The organism is Cupriavidus sp. 86D6, from assembly GCF_057815095.1.
Genome location: NZ_JBYPSB010000019.1, coordinates 62,751 through 83,286 on the forward strand (window position 1 = coordinate 62,751; position 20,536 = coordinate 83,286).

Annotated in this window: 20 protein-coding genes and 3 pseudogenes; 20 read left to right on the forward strand and 3 right to left on the reverse strand. The window is 61.2% G+C overall.

Translation table 11 applies throughout. The features are described 5' to 3' along the window. The first annotated feature begins 243 nt into the window (after positions 1-243). The 7 genes from AC3G88_RS26690 to AC3G88_RS26720 all read left to right on the forward strand — a co-directional run bounded on the left by AC3G88_RS26690 (position 244) and on the right by AC3G88_RS26720 (position 8,086). Positions 244-1,710, forward strand: a complete 1,467-nt coding sequence (locus AC3G88_RS26690) for an RAD55 family ATPase (protein ID WP_488894248.1) — start codon at positions 244-246, stop codon at positions 1,708-1,710. A 5-nt stretch (positions 1,711-1,715) separates the two neighbouring features. Beyond that, the gene (locus tag AC3G88_RS26695; protein ID WP_066737576.1) at positions 1,716-2,093 is read left to right on the forward strand and encodes a response regulator; all 378 of its coding nucleotides are present in this window, start codon (positions 1,716-1,718) and stop codon (positions 2,091-2,093) included. A gap of 824 nt (positions 2,094-2,917) precedes the next feature. Continuing rightward, positions 2,918-3,661, forward strand: a complete 744-nt coding sequence (locus AC3G88_RS26700) for a response regulator transcription factor (RefSeq protein WP_488894249.1) — start codon at positions 2,918-2,920, stop codon at positions 3,659-3,661. Between the two features lie 669 nt (positions 3,662-4,330). Beyond that, positions 4,331-4,696: an IS66-like element accessory protein TnpA gene (gene tnpA / locus AC3G88_RS26705; protein WP_488894250.1), complete on the forward strand. Its 366-nt coding sequence runs from the start codon at positions 4,331-4,333 to the stop codon at positions 4,694-4,696. Further along, positions 4,693-5,040, forward strand: a complete 348-nt coding sequence (tnpB, locus tag AC3G88_RS26710; RefSeq protein WP_488894251.1) for an IS66 family insertion sequence element accessory protein TnpB — start codon at positions 4,693-4,695, stop codon at positions 5,038-5,040. The genes tnpA and tnpB overlap by 4 nt, the downstream gene beginning before the upstream one ends. 30 nt (positions 5,041-5,070) lie before the next feature. Further along, positions 5,071-6,618 carry an IS66 family transposase gene (gene tnpC / locus AC3G88_RS26715; RefSeq protein WP_488894252.1) on the forward strand — a complete coding sequence of 516 codons (1,548 nt, stop codon included), beginning with the start codon at positions 5,071-5,073 and terminating at the stop codon, positions 6,616-6,618. 760 nt (positions 6,619-7,378) lie between these two features. Continuing rightward, positions 7,379-8,086 (forward strand): sensor histidine kinase, encoded by a 708-nt coding sequence (locus AC3G88_RS26720; RefSeq protein WP_488894253.1) that lies wholly within the window; start codon positions 7,379-7,381, stop codon positions 8,084-8,086. A 370-nt stretch (positions 8,087-8,456) separates the two neighbouring features. On the opposite strand, the gene AC3G88_RS26725 is transcribed toward AC3G88_RS26720, so the two are convergent. Then, positions 8,457-8,888: a GNAT family N-acetyltransferase gene (locus tag AC3G88_RS26725; RefSeq protein WP_488894254.1), complete on the reverse strand. Its 432-nt coding sequence runs from the start codon at positions 8,886-8,888 to the stop codon at positions 8,457-8,459. A 274-nt stretch (positions 8,889-9,162) separates the two neighbouring features. Between AC3G88_RS26725 and AC3G88_RS26730 the strand changes: the two are divergent. From AC3G88_RS26730 to AC3G88_RS26790, 13 genes and pseudogenes are all read left to right on the forward strand, one after another. Then, positions 9,163-9,495 (forward strand): annotated as a pseudogene (locus AC3G88_RS26730) (site-specific integrase); the annotation flags it as partial. Then, a pseudogene (locus AC3G88_RS26735) lies at positions 9,495-10,199 on the forward strand (IS91 family transposase); the annotation flags it as partial. The pseudogenes AC3G88_RS26730 and AC3G88_RS26735, both read left to right, overlap by 1 nt. 562 nt (positions 10,200-10,761) lie before the next feature. After that, positions 10,762-11,097, forward strand: coding sequence for an ArsR/SmtB family transcription factor (locus AC3G88_RS26740; RefSeq protein WP_488894255.1), 336 nt, complete (start codon positions 10,762-10,764; stop codon positions 11,095-11,097). Continuing rightward, positions 11,094-11,582, forward strand: a complete 489-nt coding sequence (locus tag AC3G88_RS26745; protein WP_488894256.1) for an ArsI/CadI family heavy metal resistance metalloenzyme — start codon at positions 11,094-11,096, stop codon at positions 11,580-11,582. Before AC3G88_RS26740 ends, AC3G88_RS26745 begins: the two co-directional genes overlap by 4 nt. Positions 11,583-11,668: 86 nt before the next feature. Beyond that, positions 11,669-12,181, forward strand: coding sequence for an arsenate reductase ArsC (locus tag AC3G88_RS26750; RefSeq protein ID WP_061958741.1), 513 nt, complete (start codon positions 11,669-11,671; stop codon positions 12,179-12,181). Next, positions 12,178-13,242 (forward strand): ACR3 family arsenite efflux transporter, encoded by a 1,065-nt coding sequence (gene arsB / locus AC3G88_RS26755; RefSeq protein WP_488894257.1) that lies wholly within the window; start codon positions 12,178-12,180, stop codon positions 13,240-13,242. The genes AC3G88_RS26750 and arsB overlap by 4 nt, the downstream gene beginning before the upstream one ends. Positions 13,243-13,250: 8 nt before the next feature. Continuing rightward, a complete protein-coding gene (arsC, locus tag AC3G88_RS26760) occupies positions 13,251-13,673 on the forward strand; it encodes an arsenate reductase (glutaredoxin) (RefSeq protein ID WP_488894258.1) in 423 nt (140 codons plus the stop codon). Next, positions 13,670-14,434 carry an arsenical resistance protein ArsH gene (gene arsH, locus AC3G88_RS26765; RefSeq protein WP_488894259.1) on the forward strand — a complete coding sequence of 255 codons (765 nt, stop codon included), beginning with the start codon at positions 13,670-13,672 and terminating at the stop codon, positions 14,432-14,434. Before arsC ends, arsH begins: the two co-directional genes overlap by 4 nt. Positions 14,435-14,451: 17 nt before the next feature. After that, a pseudogene (locus tag AC3G88_RS26770) lies at positions 14,452-15,643 on the forward strand (MFS transporter). A gap of 328 nt (positions 15,644-15,971) precedes the next feature. After that, positions 15,972-16,163, forward strand: a complete 192-nt coding sequence (locus AC3G88_RS26775; RefSeq protein ID WP_029051498.1) for a hypothetical protein — start codon at positions 15,972-15,974, stop codon at positions 16,161-16,163. Positions 16,164-16,229: 66 nt separating this feature from the next. After that, positions 16,230-16,856 (forward strand): tyrosine-type recombinase/integrase, encoded by a 627-nt coding sequence (locus AC3G88_RS26780; RefSeq protein WP_488894260.1) that lies wholly within the window; start codon positions 16,230-16,232, stop codon positions 16,854-16,856. A 527-nt stretch (positions 16,857-17,383) separates the two neighbouring features. Further along, a complete protein-coding gene (locus AC3G88_RS26785; RefSeq protein ID WP_488894261.1) occupies positions 17,384-18,646 on the forward strand; it encodes a M20 family metallopeptidase in 1,263 nt (420 codons plus the stop codon). Then, positions 18,643-19,317 carry a trimeric intracellular cation channel family protein gene (locus AC3G88_RS26790; RefSeq protein WP_488894262.1) on the forward strand — a complete coding sequence of 225 codons (675 nt, stop codon included), beginning with the start codon at positions 18,643-18,645 and terminating at the stop codon, positions 19,315-19,317. The genes AC3G88_RS26785 and AC3G88_RS26790 overlap by 4 nt, the downstream gene beginning before the upstream one ends. Positions 19,318-19,648: 331 nt before the next feature. Here the strand turns inward: AC3G88_RS26790 and AC3G88_RS26795 are convergent, their stop codons facing one another. After that, positions 19,649-19,891, reverse strand: a complete 243-nt coding sequence (locus AC3G88_RS26795; RefSeq protein ID WP_066736537.1) for a hypothetical protein — start codon at positions 19,889-19,891, stop codon at positions 19,649-19,651. Positions 19,892-20,022: 131 nt separating this feature from the next. Beyond that, complete coding sequence (locus AC3G88_RS26800) at positions 20,023-20,307, reverse strand: hypothetical protein (protein ID WP_488894263.1); 285 nt, start codon at positions 20,305-20,307, stop codon at positions 20,023-20,025. Positions 20,308-20,536 lie beyond the last annotated feature (229 nt).

The following is a 20,536-nucleotide window of genomic DNA, read 5'->3' on the forward strand; positions in this document are numbered from 1 at the left end:
TACAGGCGTGGCGTGGCCCAGTGGCTGTACACGACCCTTCCCACCTGTCGCGCCCGGGCGCACGCAAGGCCATCGGCGCCGTCGCCACGCCAGATTTTTGACCGATATGGCTCTCATTGACTGCATCCCGTACTTTCGGCACCAGAGTCGTCTAAAATTCATGTGATCCGAAGCGCGCAGAGGCTGAATTGCCCCCATCCCGGGTCGGGCCACATCGCCATCTGTCCTGACATTGAATCGGCTATGACAAAAGAGCTTGTCCGCGTACAAAGCGGCGTTCCCGGCCTGGACACGATCCTCTGCGGTGGCCTGGTGAAAGGCGCCGCCTATATCGTTCAAGGCAGCCCTGGTGCCGGAAAGACCATCCTGGCCAACCAGATCGCATTCAACCAGATCCGCGATGGCGGCCGGGCGCTATATGTGACCCTCCTTGCCGAGTCGCACGACCGGCTCTTTCAAGCCCTGTCGATGTTCGACTTCTACGATCCGTCTGCAGTCGGGCGGGATCTGTTCTATATAAGCCTGTTCAAGGTACTACGTGAGGAAGGGCTCGCCGCACTGGTCAACGCATTGCGCAGTGAGCTTGCACGGCATCACTGCACGACCCTAGTGCTCGATGGACTGCTGATCGCAAAAGACAAGGCGGAGTCCGCGCTTGACGTCAAGACATTCGTGGCCGAACTGCAGAGTCATACCGCTTTCACTGGTTGCACGGTGCTATTCCTGACCAGCGCCCCAATCGACGATGTGAGCCCAGAGCACACCATGGTCGACGGGGTCATACAGCTCAAGGAAGAACTAGTAGGTATCCGCACGGTCCGCCAGTTGCGCATTTCCAAGTCTCGAGGCAGTGCCGCCCTGGGTGGCTTGCATCAGTACCGGATTTCGGAGACCGGCATTGACGTGTATCCCCGGCTGGAGGCACTTCTTGGTACGCCGTCTAGCGAGGAATGGCTGCGCGACGAGCGCATTGCAACAGGCGTACACGGCCTGGAACAGTTGATCGGAGGCGGCCTGCCCCCTGCGGCCGTCACCCTCCTGATGGGCCCTGCCGGCAGCGGCAAAACGACCTTCGGGCTGAACTTCCTAAGTCTCGCGACGCCTGAGAAGCCCGCGCTCTACTTTGGCTTCTATGAATCGCCACAACGACTGAAAGCCAAAGGCCGAGCACTCGGGATTGATCTGGAGGCACTGGAACGCGCCGGTGCGCTCATTGTCCTTTGGAACCCGATGACCGAAAACCTGCTCGACTCTCTCGGTCATCAGCTCCTCGATACGGTTCGCCAGCGACGCGTGCATCGCCTGTTCATTGACGGTATGACCGGATTCGAACGGGCGGCGGTTTATCCAGCGCGGCTGAGCGAATTCTATACGGCCCTGACGAACGAATTGCGCGCCTTGGGTGTGTCGTCCGTCGCGACGCTGGAGATGCGAGACCTCAATGGGCTTGCCGGTACAGACCCCCTTCCTGAATTTACCAGCTTGATGGACAACCTTGTCTTGTTGCGACAGGCAGGCATGCACGGCGAACTGAGGCGGTTTATTGGCGTGGTGAAAATGCGCGACAGCGCTTTTGATACCGCTTTCCACAATGTCGTCATTGGCCCGGGGGGCTTGCAGGTTGCGAACCGCTTGATCATCCCTGGCGATACGGTCGACAAAGACTCCGGCATCGCATCCCCCAGTGTCCAAGCGCCCTCGGGGGCCTGAGTATCATGGCTACAGTAGTGGTCATCGACGACGAGACCATGAATGCCGACGCCCTGGCATTCGTGCTCACGGCCGAGGGACTGGAGGTTCGAACCGCAGCGGACGGCGAGGCCGGATTGCGGCTGATCTCGGACCTCCGGCCGGATGTCATAGTCACTGATTTCATGATGCCGATCATGACAGGACTTGACCTAGCACGCGCTGTTCGCGCGGACGCCTCGCACGCAAACTCTAAAATTCCAATCATTCTCTTCACTGCGGCACAGGCAGAAATCGGGCGCAGCCATCCTGATTTGTTCGACGTTGTCTTTGAAAAGCCTTGCTCGCCCAAGGAAATTGTTGCGGCAGTGCTTCGTCTGGCGAAACAGCAACGCAACACGTGAATGCCCGCCTGGTACGCCTCACTGGCTGCTTTTGGCCATGCGTGCGCCACCCTAGCAATTGCAGAGCATTTCCCGGTTTGAAGGTCACGCAGCGTGGCGACTCGTAACGCTCCAGCGAGACCGTTTTCCGCAATTGAAACCGTGGAGGCGATCATTGAGCGCACCCCAGCATTCGTGGCAGAGCTCGATGCAAGGGAAAATCCTCCTCCCCGCATTGCTGTGTAGACAGCCCCCCAACTTCGAAAGTGGCAAAGAGCCAAAGAAAAGCCCCAACGAACCGGGTGGGACGTCGGGGCACAATGGTTTCGACCAAGTCGCGGAACGTGCCCGACGTGCAATTCCAGCGCAAAAATCTCGGCGTCGCAATACCTCACCTGCGGTAGCCGCGTTTTGATGGTCAACGTGCCACCGCACATGCGCCAAGGCTGTTATCACGGAGCGACACGGCAACGGCGGACGCTGCCCTCCAGTGGAGCGAACCGCACACTCACCACGGGGCAGCGGCAGTTTCGGTTCCGAAATCCAGCAGTTAAATTAACACCTTAGACCGTTCATCGTCGCTGTTCCTTAGTTGTGGCAGCGGCCCATTGAGCACAAAAGCCAAGCAGTTCCAGAATGCGGTCTAGCATCTCGCTTTCCTGGCCTGCCCGCGTTGCCCCACCCGTTTCCGCGGATCAACATATCTGCCTTCAGTTCCTATGAGTTAGATGATTTCGCTCGTCGTGATGAAACTTTTCGCGTGAGCCGGGATGCCGGTTGTCGAGGCAGGCAGCGCTAGGTAATGTGGACAACGGTCAACCCCAATTCCTAAGAGGGTGCGCGCGATGATCGGGACTGTGTTTCTTGTTGATGATGATGTAAGCACCAGAAAGGCTTTAGGCCGGCTGCTGCAGGCAAAATGCTTTGCCACAAAGAGCTTCGGTTCGGCCGAAGAGTGTCGAACAGCCCTCGATACCGTTTATGGCCCTACATGCGTGGTAGCCGATCTGATCCTGCCAGGTATCAACGGCCATGAACTGTTGAAGCGGCTGCCACCGCACGTGCCCTTCATCATGCTCACTGGCCACGCGGACGTGAAACAAACCGTTGAGACGATGATGGCTGGCGCCGTGGATCTTCTTGAAAAGCCAGTTGACGAGCGCCGACTCGTCATGGCGGTGCGCAGCGCACTCGAATTGGCAGTCCAAAGAGGAATCGAACGCGATGTCAAGGCGGCGCTTGACACAAAGATGCAACGGTTGACTCCTCGTGAAAGAGAGGTCATGGCCATGGTGACGACGGGCCTTCGAAATAAGGAGGTCGCCAACATCCTCGGAATTGTCGAAAAAACCGTGAAAGTCCATCGCGCCAACATCATGGGCAAGCTGGAGATCGATTCTCTTGCGGAGCTCGTGCGCTGCGCCGATAGATTGGGAATTACATACATCAGACCTGCGCGCTGTCCGGAGCACGGCGTCGCAACTTTGCACTTTTCCTTTACGAGTGTGAAGAATCGCGCCTTGCCTGAGGATGGGCCGTCCAGCTCACCGGCTCCTTCCTCCGAACGCACTTGGTCCAAGCTCGCATGACCGTACGAAGGAGAATATTTTGTCCGCGCTCGGCACACGACCCATCTTGCAGAGAGAAGCGCATTGGGGCGACCCGCTATTGTCGTCGTGGAATATTGAACCCCCGTGGGCCGATATAGGGACGAGCAGTCGCATAAATAGGCGATTGTCGCGCAGGAAAGAGGCCGGCGCGGATGCACCTTAAGCTTGTTTGGCGGCAGGAAATGAGAGCAAAACGAATTTTCATTTCAAATATCAATGGGCGTTGGCACGCCGTTGTCATGTTCTCTGATAACTCAACCGCAAACTCCGTTTCTTTCGACACTGAAGATGGGGCAACAGAGTGGGCGCTTTTCCGTTACCCGACGATCCCCGTAACATTGCGTCGAAAAGCGAAGTACCCGCCACCCAAAAAATGGCATGTACCGTGATTCGATCTGTTGTGAAATGACGGCTCGCGACTAAAGTCGTCTGCGGAACGGTGCTGCTACCCCCTAGCGTTGCCAGAGGCCCTGCTGTAGCGTGCCGAGACCCGTCGGACGATCCCTAATTTCGCGTCACAGGGACGGCGTCGGGCGCCGCTGAAAAGTAACGGCCCGGCGAGTACCGTCTTCCGCAATTGAGACCGGGTAGGCAAGCTCTGGTGTCTAGCGGACCGCATAGGCGTCCGCTTAATCTTGGCGGACACCTATGAAGACCCTGCCCGATCCCGTTTCGGAGAGGCGCATCCAGCGACGCCGGTTCTCCCAAGCGTTCAAGCGCGATATCGTCGCGCAGTGTATGCAGCCCAATGCATCTGTGTCGGCGATTGCGCTGGCCAACGGCCTCAATACGAATCAGGTCTTCAAGTGGCGCCGCATGGCTCTCAATGGCGAGCGAGAGTCTTCGTCCACGATGCTGCCGGTGACCGTCGAGGACATCTCCTCCATACCTGTCGTTCCTGCGTTGCGGCACGAAGGTGCCGTGGAGATCCGACTTGAGCGAGGCACGATCCGCCTCACCGGTCCCGTCGACATTGCTATTTTGAATGCGCTGATGGCGTCGCTAACAGCATGATTGGATTGCCTGCCGGAACACGGGTGTGGTTGGCTGCGGGGATCACCGATATGCGCTGCGGCTTTAATGGCCTGGCTGCGAAGGCACACACCACGCTGTCTGAGGACCCGTACAGCGGTCACGTCTTTGTCTTCCGCGGTCGGCGCGGCGACCTGATCAAGGTGCTGTGGTGGAGCGGTGACGGTCTCTGCCCGCTGGCCAAGCGTCTGGAGCGAGGCCGCTTCGTCTGGCCCCAGGCTGACAGCGGCAAGGTCCACCTGACGCCGGCGCAACTCTCGATGCTGCTCGAGGGCATCGACTGGCGCAAGCCAGAACGGACCTGGCGCCCGACACTCGCCTTGTAAACTGCTGCGCCGCTTCCTACACTGCGGGACATGCAAACCGATCCCGCCACGCTTCCCGATGACATCGCCACCCTCAAGGCGATGATCATCGCGCGTGACAGCGCACTGCGCGACCATGCGATCGAGATCGAACACCTCAAGCTGCTGATTGCCAAGCTCAAGCGCCAGCAGTTCGGTCACCGGTCCGAGAAGCTGGACCGGCAGATCGAGCAACTCGAACTAAAGCTCGAAGAACTGCAGACCGATGAAGGCGTCATTGCGGCAAGTGCACCTCGCTCGCGCACGGCCCATGGCAACGGTGGACGCAACCCGCTACCGGCACACCTGGAACGCGAAGACGTCATTCACTCGCCGGCGGAGACCACTTGCTGCCCATGTGGCGGCACCTTCAAAGTTCTCGGCGAAGACGTCTCCGAGCAGCTCGAACTCGTCCCCGCACGGTTACGTGTCATCCGGCATCGGCGCGTGAAGCTTGCTTGCACGGGCTGCGATCGCATCGTGCAGGCTCCCGCGCCCAGCCGTCCCATCGACCGCGGCATCCCCGGTCCGGGCTTGCTTGCCAACGTGCTGGTCTCAAAGTTCTGCGATCATCAGCCGCTGCATCGTCAGCGCGTTCGCTGGGAACGTGAAGGTATCGACCTGCCAGAATCGACTCTGGGTGACTGGGTCGGAGGCTGCTCGGCACTGCTCAGCCCGCTGGTGGCCGCTGTCCAACGCTATGTAATGGGGGGCAGCAAGGTACACGGCGACGATACGCCGATCCCTGTGCTGGCACCGGGCAATGGCAAGACGAAGACGGCGCGACTGTGGACTTATGTGCGCGACGACCGGCCATCGGCCGGTGCCGCGCCACCCGCAGTGTGGTTCGCCTACTCGCCCGATCGCAAGGGCGAACATCCACAACACCATCTGAGATCCTTCGTCGGGACCTTACAAGCCGATGCGTACGCTGGCTTCAACGCGGTCTATGAAACAGGGCGAGTACAGGAAGCCGCTTGCTGGGCTCACGCCAGACGCAAGTTCTACGAGCTGCATGCGGTGAGGCCTAATGCCGTGACCGAACAGGCGCTGACGCGCATCGGTGAACTCTATGACATCGAGAGCGAGATCCGAGGGCGACCCCCGGACCTGCGCCGGGAGGTCCGGCAACGCGAGGCTGTACCGCGACTAACAACGCTCAAGACCTGGTTGGAAGAGACGGCGGCCAAGCTCTCGCGCAAGTCCGATACTACGGTGGCCATCCTTTATACGCTCAAGCGTTGGGAGGCGTTCACACGCTATGCGGACGATGGACGCCTGGAGATCGACGACAACAGTGCAGAGCGCGCGCTTCGCGCCGTCGCATTGGGACGCAAGAATTACCTCTTCGCAGGCGCGGACAGTGGCGGCGAACGGGCCGCGGCGATGTACACGCTCATCGGAACCGCCAAGCTCAATGACCTCAACCCCGAGGCATACCTGCGTCATGTACTGAGCCGCATCGCCGATCATCCAATCAACCGGATCGACGAATTGCTGCCTTGGGCCGTCGCGGCAGACCTGGCATCCCTAGACCCAGCGGATCTGTCACCGCGCTGAACATACGTACTGACTCGCAAAAGAGATGCTAGGCCCGCTGCAGAGCGCGCAACAACTCTTGAACGATGAGACGACGGTGGCCACGCCCCGTTCCCTGTATGGCCCTTAGTACATGTAAAAGGGCAAGCGCATCATAGTCATCGAATCCCGCCGCATGTATTCGACGAAGCACGCCGATCTGTGCGTGAATGCGCGACCGTACCTCAGCCATATGTCTGTCGGCAAGACTCAAATGGGCCCGTTCTGTACCAAGGGGCAACATGGTTACTCCCTCGCAAAATCGTGCACCAGTGGCCGTCTAAAGAATAGGACGTGGCCGGCCCTACCGCTACACGCACTGCTTGGAGCGTCTTGCAAGCGCTTGCGTGGGAACTTGGAAGCGCTTTTAACGGGCGGGGGCGTTCTTGTCGTTGTCAACGACGGCAACAATCGGTCGCTTACGCTGAAAAGAAGAAGGACCCGCGATTCGGAGAATCCCGCTCTCGATGCAGACGCTTTGCAATCGCCGAGTTGCCCGGACGACGTAGACGCCACGGACACCACGGCCTCGCCGCCACATCCCGCCGCCATATGGTGGTCATGCAGTTCTTTTCTGCTCACGCCCGTGCCGCTCCCTCGGCGAAATTCGCATCGTTGGCAGTTTAACTTCCACTAATCGTCGGGCAGAGGACAGCGTCCCCCAATTTGTCGTGCGTGTTGTATTTGCGATGGACCAGTTCCCATTTGCTCTTTGGAGTGATGCAGTTGGATTCGATCCACGATGCGTCGTGGTGCTGTTCCACCAGCGATCGGATTCGTTATCCGCGACTTGTTCGCTGGTGTACTCGCCCACGACCTGCGCTCGCCGCTAGGGGCGATGCTAAATGCCGGCGAAGTACTCCTGCATGACGAGGATCTCTCCGCTGCCAGCGCGAGGGCAGTAGGCTTTGTCCAGCGAGGTGCGATTCGGATGAAACAGATGATTGACGATCTGCTTATCTTTACGCGCACCCGGCTGGGCGATGCGCTGCCAGTCAGTTTTACACCACAGGACATCGGGCGAATCTGTGAAGATGCTGTGGACGAAGTGCACGCGTCCTACCCTAATGCCAACATCGAGCTGCGTCTAGCCGGTGAACTCAAGGGTAGCTGGGACGGTAGCCGGCTCAGCCAACTGCTCGTCAATCTGCTGACGAACGCTGTTCGCTACGGAACGGGGCTCATCGTCGTCAAAGCTGACGGCCACGATGACCAGGTGAGACTGGTCGTATCCAATGAAGGCAACCCGATTCCGGAAAGCGCGTTGCCCACACTGTTCGATCCGCTCACCCGTGCAGGGCCGGCAGACCGACGCGGTATGGCGGCAGGCATGGGGCTGGGCCTGTACATCTGCCGATGCATTGCTAGCGCGCACAAAGGGACGATTGGGGTCACCTCCTCAGGAAACGGCACTGTCTTTACCGTTTCGCTACCATGCTCGCCAGCATAATGCGATCACCCACTCGGCGCGCTGGGGCCCTTCACAAGGGTACGAGCCAGCACATTCGTGTTGGACCGGCGCGTCACGCTCGCTCGGTTGCGTCGCGCACAGTCGTATCGGCGATTTCCATGGGGCGTGTCTCGACTCCGGCTGCTTTTGACATTGGGCGTAACACTCGAAAGAAACCAACTGATCGGGCGGAAACGGGCTGCGACTGCAGCCTGAATCGATGCCGGCCGACGGAGACCCGATGGGCCGCGAAGGGTCGGTTTGCCGGGCTCACCCGTAGCCGATCTCGCGGTATCGATCGGACCGTTCTCGCCATAGCCGGCCAATGGACTGTTGCACTAAGACCGGCGACGTGCACGCGGCCACGTGACTAGAGAAGTTTCTTCATCGACGGCGCAGGATGCAACTCGAAATTTCGACTCTCATAGAACGAAACAGCTTCTGGTCTCGCGTCGAGAAATACGGCACTCATGTCGCGTACGCGTGCGTCAGCTTCAGCGTACTCCATCAAGGCGTGCCCCACCCCGCTTCCTCGTGCTTCCGCAACGACGATTAGATCATCGACGTGCAGATACGCCCCGCGTGCCAACGTGTGGACCGGTCGCATCCCCAAGACGCCGATTAGTTCGCCGTCTCTGAAAGCTCCGACGAGCTCGTACCCGGAACACGATTGCCTGAGGGTTCGTTTGAGAAACTCCGCTTCGTCCAGCTTGCGTAACTGAGAGATAACAGGGAAGGCTTGCGGCCATTCGACCGGTGAAAGCCGTCGAACGGTGATAACAGCGCGGAGGCTCGCGTTCATGGATCAGTCGAGTTGAACAGACGTGTCATTTTTGCACATAACCGGACATTCTCGCTCCCGTCAGATGTCCTGTCTTGAGCGGCACGAGTGGGTGCTTTGGGTCGGCAGTCTCCTCTGGCACCGGTAGAAGGGGCCGAAGGCACTGAACGGCCATAGGACTAAACCGCTCGCGCGGTAACCCTCCGTCCAATGCGCAAAGTGACTGAAGCGCCTGCGCTGTCTCCTAAGTTGAGGACCGAGGCAACTTGCCTCGATTCCCGACAGGAGCCCAGCCATGTCAGTCGCGACATCTACCATCAGCCCGCTACGCCAGCGCATGATCGAGGACATGCGGATGCGCAAGCTTGCAGACAAGACCCAGACCCAATACCTCCGCACCGTGTGCCAGTTCGCGGCTTTTCTCGGCCGCTCGCCGGACACGGCCAGTACCGAGGATCTGCGGCGCTATCAACTTCACCTCGTCGATCACGGCACCTCACCGACTTCGCTGAATGCCGCGATCACCGGACTGAAGTTCTTCTTCGAGGTAACCCTCTGCGATGCCAACCGGATGGCCAGGATGCGCCCGGTGAGCGTGCCGCGCGTCCTGCCTGTTGTACTCAGTCCCTACACGGCATCGTCCCGGGCGGCGGTCTCTCCCCAGATGGGAAACGCTGGATCGCTTGCCGTCCCGGCTTCTTCCTGTCAGTCCGCGTGCTCTCCCGCCTCTTCCGGCGGCGCTTCCTCGATGCACTCCAGGACGCACACACGTTGGGGCAATTGCAGTTCTTTGGTGAGTACAGCGCCCTCGCCAATCCGGACGCCTTTGCACAATGGTTGGCGCCACTACGCGCCACCGAGTGGGTGGTCTACGCCAAGCGACCGTTCGCCGGTCCAGAGGCAGTACTGGCCTACCTGTCGCGCTACACGCACCGCGTGGCGATCTCCAACCAGCGCCTGGTCTCGCTCGACGAACGCGGCGTGACCTTCCGCTGGAAGGACTACCGCGCCAAGGAACGCACGCGCCGTAAGACCATGACGTTGGACGTCGGAGAATTCATGCGCCGCTTCCTGCTGCACGTGCTGCCGGGCGGCTTCCATCGCATCCGCCACTACGGGTTGCTTGCGAATCCAGTGCGCCGCGCGAATCTGGTCAAGATACGCTCGCTATTGAGCGTCGTGCCGGCGGTGACTGCTACGCCTGACGATACCGATGTCCCCGCACCTCCGCCCTTCGTCTGCCGGCACTGTGGCGCCCCGATGCTCGTCATCGAGGTCATCCCGCGCAGCGCGTGCATCCGCGGACCGCCACCGCAGCGAGCCCCGGCATGAGCCCACACGTTCCACACCTACCACTCAACCGACGGCTCTTCCGAATCTGGAGCCGCAAGCGGAGCGTTGTGCTCGCCGACTCCCTCGACCAGGGTGCATGCACTGGGTATCCACGCAATCTTGAACTGCTCCGACCTTCGCGCCATGGCAGGAGCCGATTGATGCCCTGCCTCCTCTTCAAGCCATGACGCCGCTGATGGGGCCAACCCATCAATCGCCATAGCCCGCATCACGAGACTTCGCCGGACTCCGCGGTTTCCTCCCCTGAGGTTTGTTCAACGCCTGCCCTCATACCCCTGGAATTCTGCAGCCAAGGGCAGGCATCAAACAAACCTAAACAACAACCGCCATTGCGGGCGCATTTTCGAAAGGCTGCTCTTACGGTTGTTTGAGCCGTTGCGAGATCACGCTGAGTGTCGCTACCTTTACGCAGGACACGTTGCTCGCTGTCTCACGTACCCGCTAACTAGACGCCGTATATGGACCGGCTGAGCCGCCTGCTGAGGCCGACCGTCACAACAGTACGCTTGCAACGCTTTTATGATTCGACTATAGTCGAATCATGGAAACCGACAACGCCCTGGAAGCGCTTGCCGCGCTTGCCCACGCCGTCCGCCTGGCTGTGTTCCGCCTGCTCGTGCAGGCCGGCCCCGAAGGCCTGCCGGCTGGCCGCATTGCCGAACTGATGGAGATGCCGGCGTCCTCGCTGTCGTTCCATCTCAAGGAATTACACCGCGCCGGTCTGCTGGCCAGCCGCCAGGAGGGCCGCTCGATCATCTACATGGCGCGCTTCGAGACCATGAATGCCCTGCTGGGCTATCTCACGGAGAACTGCTGTGGCGGCAATCCGTGTTCGCCGGTGTCCTCTTGTTCCGTCGCCAGGAGTCCTGAACCATGAAGCGCTTCCACGTCCATGTCAGCGTGGCCGATCTGCGGGCCAGCATCCGCTACTACTCGGCCCTGTTCGCTGCCGAACCCATCGTCGTCCGCGACGACTACGCCAAGTGGGCTCTGGACGACCCGCGCGTGAACTTCGCGATCTCCAATCGCACGGAGAAGCTGGGGATGGACCATCTGGGCATCCAGGTGGAGACCGACGCGGAGCTTGCCGAGATGCAGGCGCGCCTCGCCAGCGCCGACCTGCCCATGCAGTCCCAGTCCGAGACGAACTGCTGCTATGCAACCTCGAACAAGCATTGGTCGGTCGACCCGACGGGGATCGCCTGGGAGTCGTTCCACACGCTCGGCAGTGCGCCGACGTATGGCGAATCGCGTGACCGTACCGCCGAAGCCGCCGCGTGCTGTGTACCAATCCCGGTGACCGTCACGCCGAAGCCATCCGCCAAGACCGCCTGCTGCACGCCGGAATCCGGCTGCTGCTGAGTACTCGCTAACCCGCCTCCCCCATCGAGCCTCATACGAGGAGGCACCCGCTCGCCCGAACGTCGCCCAATCACCCAACGACCAACATGTCCGACAAGACTTTCAACGTACTGGTGCTGTGCACCGGCAACTCCGCCCGCAGCGTCATGGCCGAAGCGCTGTTCAATGTCCTCGGCAAGGGACGCTTTCACGCCTACAGCGCCGGCAGCCATCCCTCCGGCACGGTCAATCCCTTTGCCATCGAGCGCTGCCAGTCGATCGGCTACGACACATCCGGGCTGCGCAGCAAGAGCTGGGACGAGTTCGCCCTGCCCGATGCCCCCAGGATGGACTTCGTCATCACCGTCTGCGACCAGGCCGCGGGCGAGGTCTGCCCGATCTGGCCGGGCACGCCCATCACGGCGCATTGGGGCTTTATGGACCCCGCCGCGATTCAGGGCTCGGACGAAGAGAAGCGCAAGGTCTTCGACCAGGTCTTTCGTCAGATCCTGACCCGCGTCAGCCAGTTCGTGAACCTGCCATTGCACGTACTGGACCATAACGCCATCCAGAAGGAGATGCGCGCCATCGGCGAACAGCCTGTAGAGGCCGGGCAATGAGCACCGCGCAGCGGGCCGCGGGGGCCGCGCAGCCCAGCGCCATTGGCTTCTTCGAGCGCTACCTGACCGTCTGGGTGGCGCTCTGCATCGTGGCGGGCATCCTGCTCGGCCAATGGCTGCCACCGGTCTTTCAGGCCATTGGCGCCATGGAGGTCGCACAGGTGAACTTGCCGGTCGGCGTGCTGATCTGGATCATGATCATCCCGATGCTGATCAAGATCGATTTCGGTGCCATGGGCCAGGTCGCGGGACACTGGCGCGGCATCGGCGTGACGCTCTTTGTGAACTGGCTGGTCAAGCCGTTCTCGATGGCGTTGCTGGGCTGGATCTTCGTGCGCCATCTATTCGCTGGCTGGCTGCCCGCCGAGCAGCTCGACAGCTACATCGCCGGCCTGATCCTGCTGGCGGCGGCACCCTGCACGGCGATGGTGTTCGTCTGGTCGCAACTCTGCAAGGGCGACCCCTACTTCACGCTGTCGCAGGTGGCGTTCAACGACGCGATCATGGTCGTGGCCTTCGCGCCCGTCGTCGCGCTGCTGCTGGGTCTGTCTTCGATCACCGTGCCGTGGGACACACTCATCACTTCGGTCGCGCTCTACATCGTGGTGCCGGTGCTGATCGCGCAGGTCATCCGCAAGGCGTTGCTGGCGCGGGGCGAAGCCACCTACAAGCGCGTGGTCGGCGCGCTGGGCCCGTACTCGATCACCGCGCTACTTGCGACGCTGGTGTTGCTGTTTGGCTTCCAGGGTAATGCCATCGTCGAGCAGCCGCTGATCATTCTGCTGCTGGCCGTACCGATCCTGATCCAGGTCTTGCTGAACTCCGGCCTGGCCTACCTGCTGAACCGCAAGCTCGGCGTCGCCCATTGCGTGGCCGGCCCGTCGGCGCTGATCGGCGCAAGCAATTTCTTCGAACTGGCCGTGGCCACCGCCATCAGCCTGTTCGGTTTCCAGTCGGGCGCGGCGCTCGCCACCGTCGTCGGCGTGCTGATCGAGGTCCCCGTGATGCTGTTCGTCGTCGGCGTGGTCAACCGTTCGCAGCACTGGTACGAATCGCACTGAGATACCCCATGACCGTCACCATCTATCACAACCCCGCCTGCGGCACATCGCGCAACACGCTCGCCATGATCCGCAACGCGGGCATCGAGCCGACCGTCATCCAGTACGTGAACACGCCACCCGACCGGCAGACCTTGCAGGCGATGATCCGCGATGCCGGGCTCACTGTGCGCGAAGCGATCCGCGAGAAGGGTACGCCCCATGCCGAGCTTGGCCTTGGTGATCCAGCACTCACCGACGACCAGTTGCTCGATGCCATGCTGGCCCATCCGATCCTGATCAACCGGCCATTCGTCGTCACCGAGTTAGGCGTGCGGCTATGCCGGCCGTCGGAACTCGTGCTGGACATCCTGCCGGCGCCGCAGCAAGGCGCCTTCACCAAGGAAGACGGCGAGCCTGTCATCGACGCGCAAGGGCGGAGAATCCAATGACCGCGGATCTTCCCAATATCGCCCCTGCGTTGCTCGATACGCCTGACCTCTATAAGCTGGAACCGCCACGCGTCAGCACCCACCCGCCGCGCATCCTGCTGCTCTACGGTTCGCTGCGCGAGACTTCCTATAGCCGGCTGCTGGTGCAGGAAGCCGAACGGATTCTCCAGCACTTCGGGGCGGAGACCCGCGTGTTCGACCCGCGCGACCTGCCGATGGCGGACAGCGTGCCCGCTGATCACCCCAAGGTGGTCGAACTGCGCAAGCTCTCCGAGTGGTCGGAAGGCCAGGTCTGGTGTAGCCCCGAGCGCCATGGCACGCTGACGGCCGTCTTCAAGAACCAGATCGACTGGCTGCCGCTGGAGTTCGGCGGCATTCGCCCGACCCAAGGCCGCACGCTGGCCGTCATGCAGGTGTGCGGCGGCTCGCAGTCGTTCAACGCCGTCAATACGCTGCGCGTGCTGGGCCGCTGGATGCGCATGGTGACCATCCCGAACCAGTCGTCGGTGGCCAAGGCGTACCAGGAGTTCGACGGCAACGGCCGCATGAAGCCGTCGTCTTACTACGACCGCGTGGTCGACGTCATGGAAGAGCTCGTCAAGTTCACGCTGCTGGTGCGTGACCGCAGCGACTACCTGACGGACCGCTACAGCGAGCGCAAGGAAGCCGCGCCTGCCAACGCGACGACGCTGGCAGCGGCGGCCATGCAGCACGAGAACGAGGCCCAGACCGGCGACACCGACAGCAGCGAAGTGGAATAACCAGGAACGGGATGGCCATGGAGCCGAGCAGTAGCGTGATCGCCAGGCTGGGGATTGCCCAGACGCTGGCCTGGGGTTCGACCTACTACCTGCCCGCCATGCTCGCAACGCCCATGGCCAAGGATCTTGGTGTCTCCACGCCGACGATCTTTGCCGCCTTCAGCGTCGCGCTGGTGGTGTCCGCATTGCTGGGGCCCGCTGCTGGCGCATGATCGATCGCACGGGAGGACGATCGGTGCTCGTGGCCACAAGCCTTGTGTTTGCTATCGGACTCGCCGGGCTTGGCCTGGCACAGGGCGCCGTGGGCCTCTTCGCCGCCTGGGTGATTCTGGGTATCGGCATGGGCGCCGGGCTCTACGAAGCGGCGTTCGCCACGCTGGTAGCGCTGTACGGCAACCGTTCGCGCGGCGCGATCACCGGCATCACACTCATCGCCGGCTTCGCCAGTACGGTCGGCTGGCCGCTCTCGACCTACATGGAGGCGCACATCGGGTGGCGCGGTGCCTGCCTGTCCTGGGCGGCGCTGCATCTCACGCTTGGGCTGGCCCTGAACCTGAGCATGCCGCGGATGGCAGCCGGAGCGAATGCGCCCAGCGAAGCCGTGCCATCAACGCGTAGTGATCGGCCGCACCCGGGTGACGAGCGTTCGCAGCGGACGGCCTCCTATGCGCTGGCCTTCGTTTTCGCGGCGACCTGGTTTATCAGCACGGCGATGGCCGCACACCTTCCGCGGCTGCTGCAGGCGGGTGGGGCGTCGTTGGCCATGGCCGTGATGGTGGGTGCGCTGATCGGACCGGCGCAAGTCGGTGCCCGGATCCTGGAGTTCGGCCTGCTGCGCAAGGTCCACCCCTTGCTGTCGGCGCGGATCGCGGCGGCGCTGCATCCCATTGGCTAATTGGCGTTCGGTGTGGCCGGAGCGCCCGCGGCGGCCCTGTTTGGCGTCCTACACGGGGCGGGCAACGGCATTCTCACGATTGCCAAGGGCACGCTGCCGCTGGTTATTTTCGGGCCGGGCGGTATGGCCACCGTCAGGGCTTGTTAATGGTGCCGGCCCGCGTCGCCCAAGCAATGGCGCCGTGGCTCTTCGGCATGCTGCTCGATTCCTTGGGCGCTAGGGCGCTCTGGGTGTCGTCGGCTCTTGGATTCGCCTCAATCCTCACGCTATTTCTTCTGCACGGACAGGGGCGCACGGCAGCCGCCGCTGCATAAGCCACGGTTCGCTTGCTTTCGAACGACCGCTTTGCGGCGGTGTCCCGCCTCCGGGAGCGCAGTTGCTGGCTGGCGGGAATAGGCGGTCACCGCCCACTCATCAAGACCCACATCCGTCCCGGACAGAAGCTCGGCGATTGAATCTCGGCAATCAGTGAATCGGCAAGATCCGAAACTGCCCCCGCACGAAAATGTTGGTCCTATGCTTGCGCTCTTCGGAGCCTGCTGTGCCCTCGCGCGCATCCTGAGAAAGATTGGCAACTCGCTGATCCATGGAGATCTCCGGCCGTCACATGCTGTAACCCCTTTTCTGCCATGGAGATATGCGATGGATGACCATACCCAAATTCTCGTCTGCAAATGCGGCGTCACCGTCCGGATCCGCGAACTGCACTTTGAGATTGGAGGCAACCAGGCCTTGGACTGGGCGCCATGTCCACTGTGCTATCGGAAGCTCTACCAGATGAGCGTCGAAGGCGTCGTGTCAGCGGAGTTGGTTTCGGAAGCGGAGTGGGACTAGCGCCCGCCACTTGAGAGGTTCCGGCACAGGTGCAGAATGGGCTCCCATCCACTCCAGGAGTGAGTCATGACTACCTCCAAACCATCTGTAAGCCGCCGCGCCCCGTGGAACAAGGGAAGACTGACGGGGCAGAAGCCTCCTCTGAAGCTGTCCGAGATTTGGGCAATCCGTACGCGCCTTCAGCTCACCGCTAGCACGAGAGACTTGGCGTTGTTCAACCTCGCCATCGACAGCAAGCTGCGCGCTTGCGATTTGATTCGTCTCCGCGTACAAGATGTCAGCGTAGGAAGCCAAGTTGGCATGCGTGCGACCGTCATGCAACAGAAGACGCATCGACCCGTGCAATTTGAGATTACTGGACAGACTCGGGAATGCCTCCAGGCCTGGATACGCGCACGGGGATTGAACTGCGGCGACTTTTTGTTCCCCAGTCGTTTGCGCTCGTCGCCCCATCTATCGACCCGACAATATGCCCGGTTGGTCCATCGCTGGATAGCGTCAATCGGCCTTGACACTTCCGCTTATGGGACGCATTCAATCCGGCGAACCAAGGTCTCGCTAATCTATAGACGGACCAGAAACCTGAGAGCTGTCCAACTGCTCCTCGGGCATACAAAGCTCGAGAGTACCGTCCGGTATCTGGGAATTGAGGTAGATGACGCCTTGGAGATTGCTGAGCAAACTGAAGTCTAACCATACTTCTGGCCGGCAGGCGGGCGCTTGCCGGCCATCGGCAGACTCTCGTCCCATGCGCTGTCGAGACATTCACACGGCAATTCCACTTTAGAAGCGGGCCTTCGATCGTCGACACACGCCTTCCCTTCATCAGCCGACCTAAAGCACCACGCGGAGTGATGGGCGACCAAGCACATACCGTTGGCGGGAGGGCTTCGCATAGGGTAAGCATGCGCTCCTTTCGACGCATTTGCGAATGGTGTGAATCGCGCAGTCAGCGGGTGGTGAAATTTGCTAGAGTTTTTTTGGGCCATTTTTCACCGTGTTTGGAGCTAACTGCGAACGCGTAAACGGGCTCGACGGCGTGATCACTTTCGCCGGCGGCCAGCACAATCTGGTCGTGCGCGAAATCGCCATCGTTGCGCGGGGCTTCGACGTCCTGACGGTGGCGATGGCCAACCTCGATCGTGCTTACGGTGCCTAAGGGGATGAAGGTGCAGCCTGAATCTCCCGCTCAACTTCACTTCGAAACTTCTGGAGCCATCATGAATCCCCTCACTGAAGTACTCGACCGCGCCGATCCCGCCCTGGTGACCGAACTCGAGGCGCTCTACAAGGACATCCACCAGCACCCGGAGTTGTCGATGCACGAAGTTCGCACCGCGAAGATCGTCGCTGATGCCATGGAAGGTCGGGGCTACGAGGTGACGCGCAACGTCGGCGTGACTGGCGTGGTCTGCGTGATGAAGAATGGCACAGGCCCGACCGTGATGCTACGCGCCGACATGGATGCGCTACCAATGGCAGAGGACACCGGGCTGCCGTATGCGAGCACTGTGACCGCGCGCGACGATGAAGGCGTAGAGGTCGGCGTCGCGCATTCATGCGGCCATGACATGCACGTAACCTGGATGATCGGAGCCGCGCGTATCCTGTCTGCAAATCGCACCGCCTGGAGAGGTACACTAATGATCGTGTTCCAGCCCGGTGAGGAAACGGCCGAGGGCGCATCCTCTATGGTGGGCGAATGGGGCGAAGGCCGCTTTCCGAAGCCCGACATCATCCTCGGGCAGCACGTGATGGTCGGCGCTGCCGGCACCGTTAGCTACCGTCCCGGCATTACGCTGTCTGCCGGAGATAGCCTGAAGATCAAGCTGTTCGGGCGCGGTTCGCACGGCTCTCAACCGCAAACCTCGATCGATCCGGTCATCATGGCAGCAGCGACCACGTTGCGCCTGCAGACCATTGTCTCGAGGGAAATCGCGCCGAGCGAACCGGCGGTGCTCACTATCGGCTCGCTGCAGGCCGGTACCAAGGAGAATATCATCCCCGACGACGCCACCATCAAGCTGAATATGCGAACCTTCAGCGAGGACACACGCGAATACATGCTAAATTCGATACGCCGCATCTGTTGCGCGGAGTGCGATGCCTCCGGTGCTGAGCGTCCGCCCGAGTTCACCACGATCAATAGCTACCCGTTGACCGAGAACGATCTGGCCGCTACGGAAAAGGTGGCGCAGGCCTTCGACCGCCAGTTTGGCGAAAACGCGTTGCAGGCACCCGGTCCGGCATCGGCCAGCGAAGACTTCAGCATCTTCGGTCGCACTTGGGGCGTGCCCTATGTATTCTGGTTCGTCGGTGGTACCAACCCGGAGGTGTACGCGAAGGCCGAACAGGAGAAGGCTGTCAACAAAATCCCTAGCAACCACTCACCGAAGTTCGCGCCGCAGATCCATCCGACGCTCGAGACCGGCTTGGCGGCTATGCTGACGGCCGCCAGCGCGTGGTTGTGTCCCAGTGTATGAACGTCCACGAATTGGCCCTTGCCGGCCTGAATGACCACAGTCTGTTCACGTTTCTAGATCTGGCCGGCACATTTGCCTTTGCCTTCAGCGGCGCGGTCGCGGCCAGAGACCGCGGCCTCGACTGGTTCGGTGTCATCGTCATTGCTTTTGCGGTCGCTTGCGGCGGGGGCGTGGTGCGCGACCTGTGCATCGGCGCCGTGCCGCCCGCCGGACTAACCGATTGGCGCTATCTCGCCGTCGCAATGGCAGCGTCATGGATGGTGCTCGCTGCGCGTGCGCTCGTCGTTCGCCTTGCACACCCGGTGACCTTGTTCGATTCTCTGGGACTCGGATTGTTTGCAGTGACCGGCGCGCAGAAGGCCTTGATTTTCGGCCATAAGGCCGAGGTGGCGGTGATTCTCGGCGTAGTTACCGCCGTGGGTGGTGGCGTGGCGCGTGACGTGCTACTCAATCGGGTGCCGATGATTCTTCGGCGCGAGGTCTATGCGTCGGCGGCTCTGGTGGGTGCCGTCATCGAGGTGTCCGGCGAGCGCCTGGGATGGGTGTCCAGTGGGCGGACCTGGACCGCCTTGATGGCGTGCTTCGCGCTGCGTTACCTCTCGCTTCGCTACAACTGGAATCTACCGCGCTCTCCCGGACATGATGGCAGTCGGAGCAGATCAGACAAATGATAAGCGCAGGACTTCGGGGCCATCCGTGATGGTGCAAACGATCCGACCGGCATCGGGGCCGCTCCATGCCCTGCGGGGCCGGTCCAAGAGGAATGTGTTCGGCGTCGGGCCGCACCCGGCCAGTTTGAGCCGTCGGATTCCCGATACTCTATGCCCGAGTTAGCCGATGAACTGCCGTTCGAACTTCGAGGAAATGGCGGCATTTCCAACCCGCCGCCTGAACCACGGAATATCCCTATTTGTCGATCAACACCAAATCCTGGCGAGCCTGCCGCTCGGGATGCGAGACATCCCAGGGTCATAACTCTCTGACCGTATGGCGGGCAGCGCGTTAGGTCCCTTCGTCCGGCACGTTGTACAGTTCGCGCAGCCGATTCGCAAACGGGCGGATCGCCTCCAGGCATGCAGCGCTGTTGCCACCTTCCATGGTCGACAGACTCCAGTTGCAACCACCTGCGTCCGCGGAATGCCATAACACGTCGCCAAAGCAGGCGCCTTCGCATTCCGAAAACTTTGCCTGTTCTGCACGAAGCATGGCGCGCAATTCGGCCTTGTTCTTGAGCTGTCTCGACATAGAGTCTCACCCCTTCCTTTGCAAGCAAAGCCTTTCGCATAGCCGCTTGGCCAAGCAGATCACGTCATTCGATCAGCAACGGCTCAGCATCTCGCCCTGCTCGGGTACGCATGGCAAGCGGCATCCCCGTATCAGATACCCGCCAGCGATTCGCCGCTGACCAATCCTTCGATGATGTCCGCCCCGTGCTGGACCGCTGCGCGCTTGGCCACACCCAAATCGGCCCACTGTGCATTCGGTACTTGAAAGACTCGCCCGCTGTCGGCTGTCGGCGCGATACCCTCCCGACAGATCACTACGGAGGCGCTGTAACTACGGTCCGGCCTTCGTTCATGCCATTCACGCGGTGGATCGTATTTGTAGACTAGCGGGTAAATGTCGAAGCCTTTGCTGTTTGCTGCCGGATAAGTGTCCATGCCATGCTCCCAAGGGGTAGGCTACCCACTCTACGCTGATTGTCATCGACGGCCAGCATTTATTTTTGGGCCTGGACGCGCCCTAGGCCGACGACGTAGGACAACGGCCTACATCCCTCGACGATGTCCCCGTTCAGCATGATAGTGTCTCGCAAACCCTGGCCTGCTGCAGGCTTCTTGGCGCTGATCTGGAGGCCCCACGCTCTGTCAGAAAGACTACGCCTGAGCC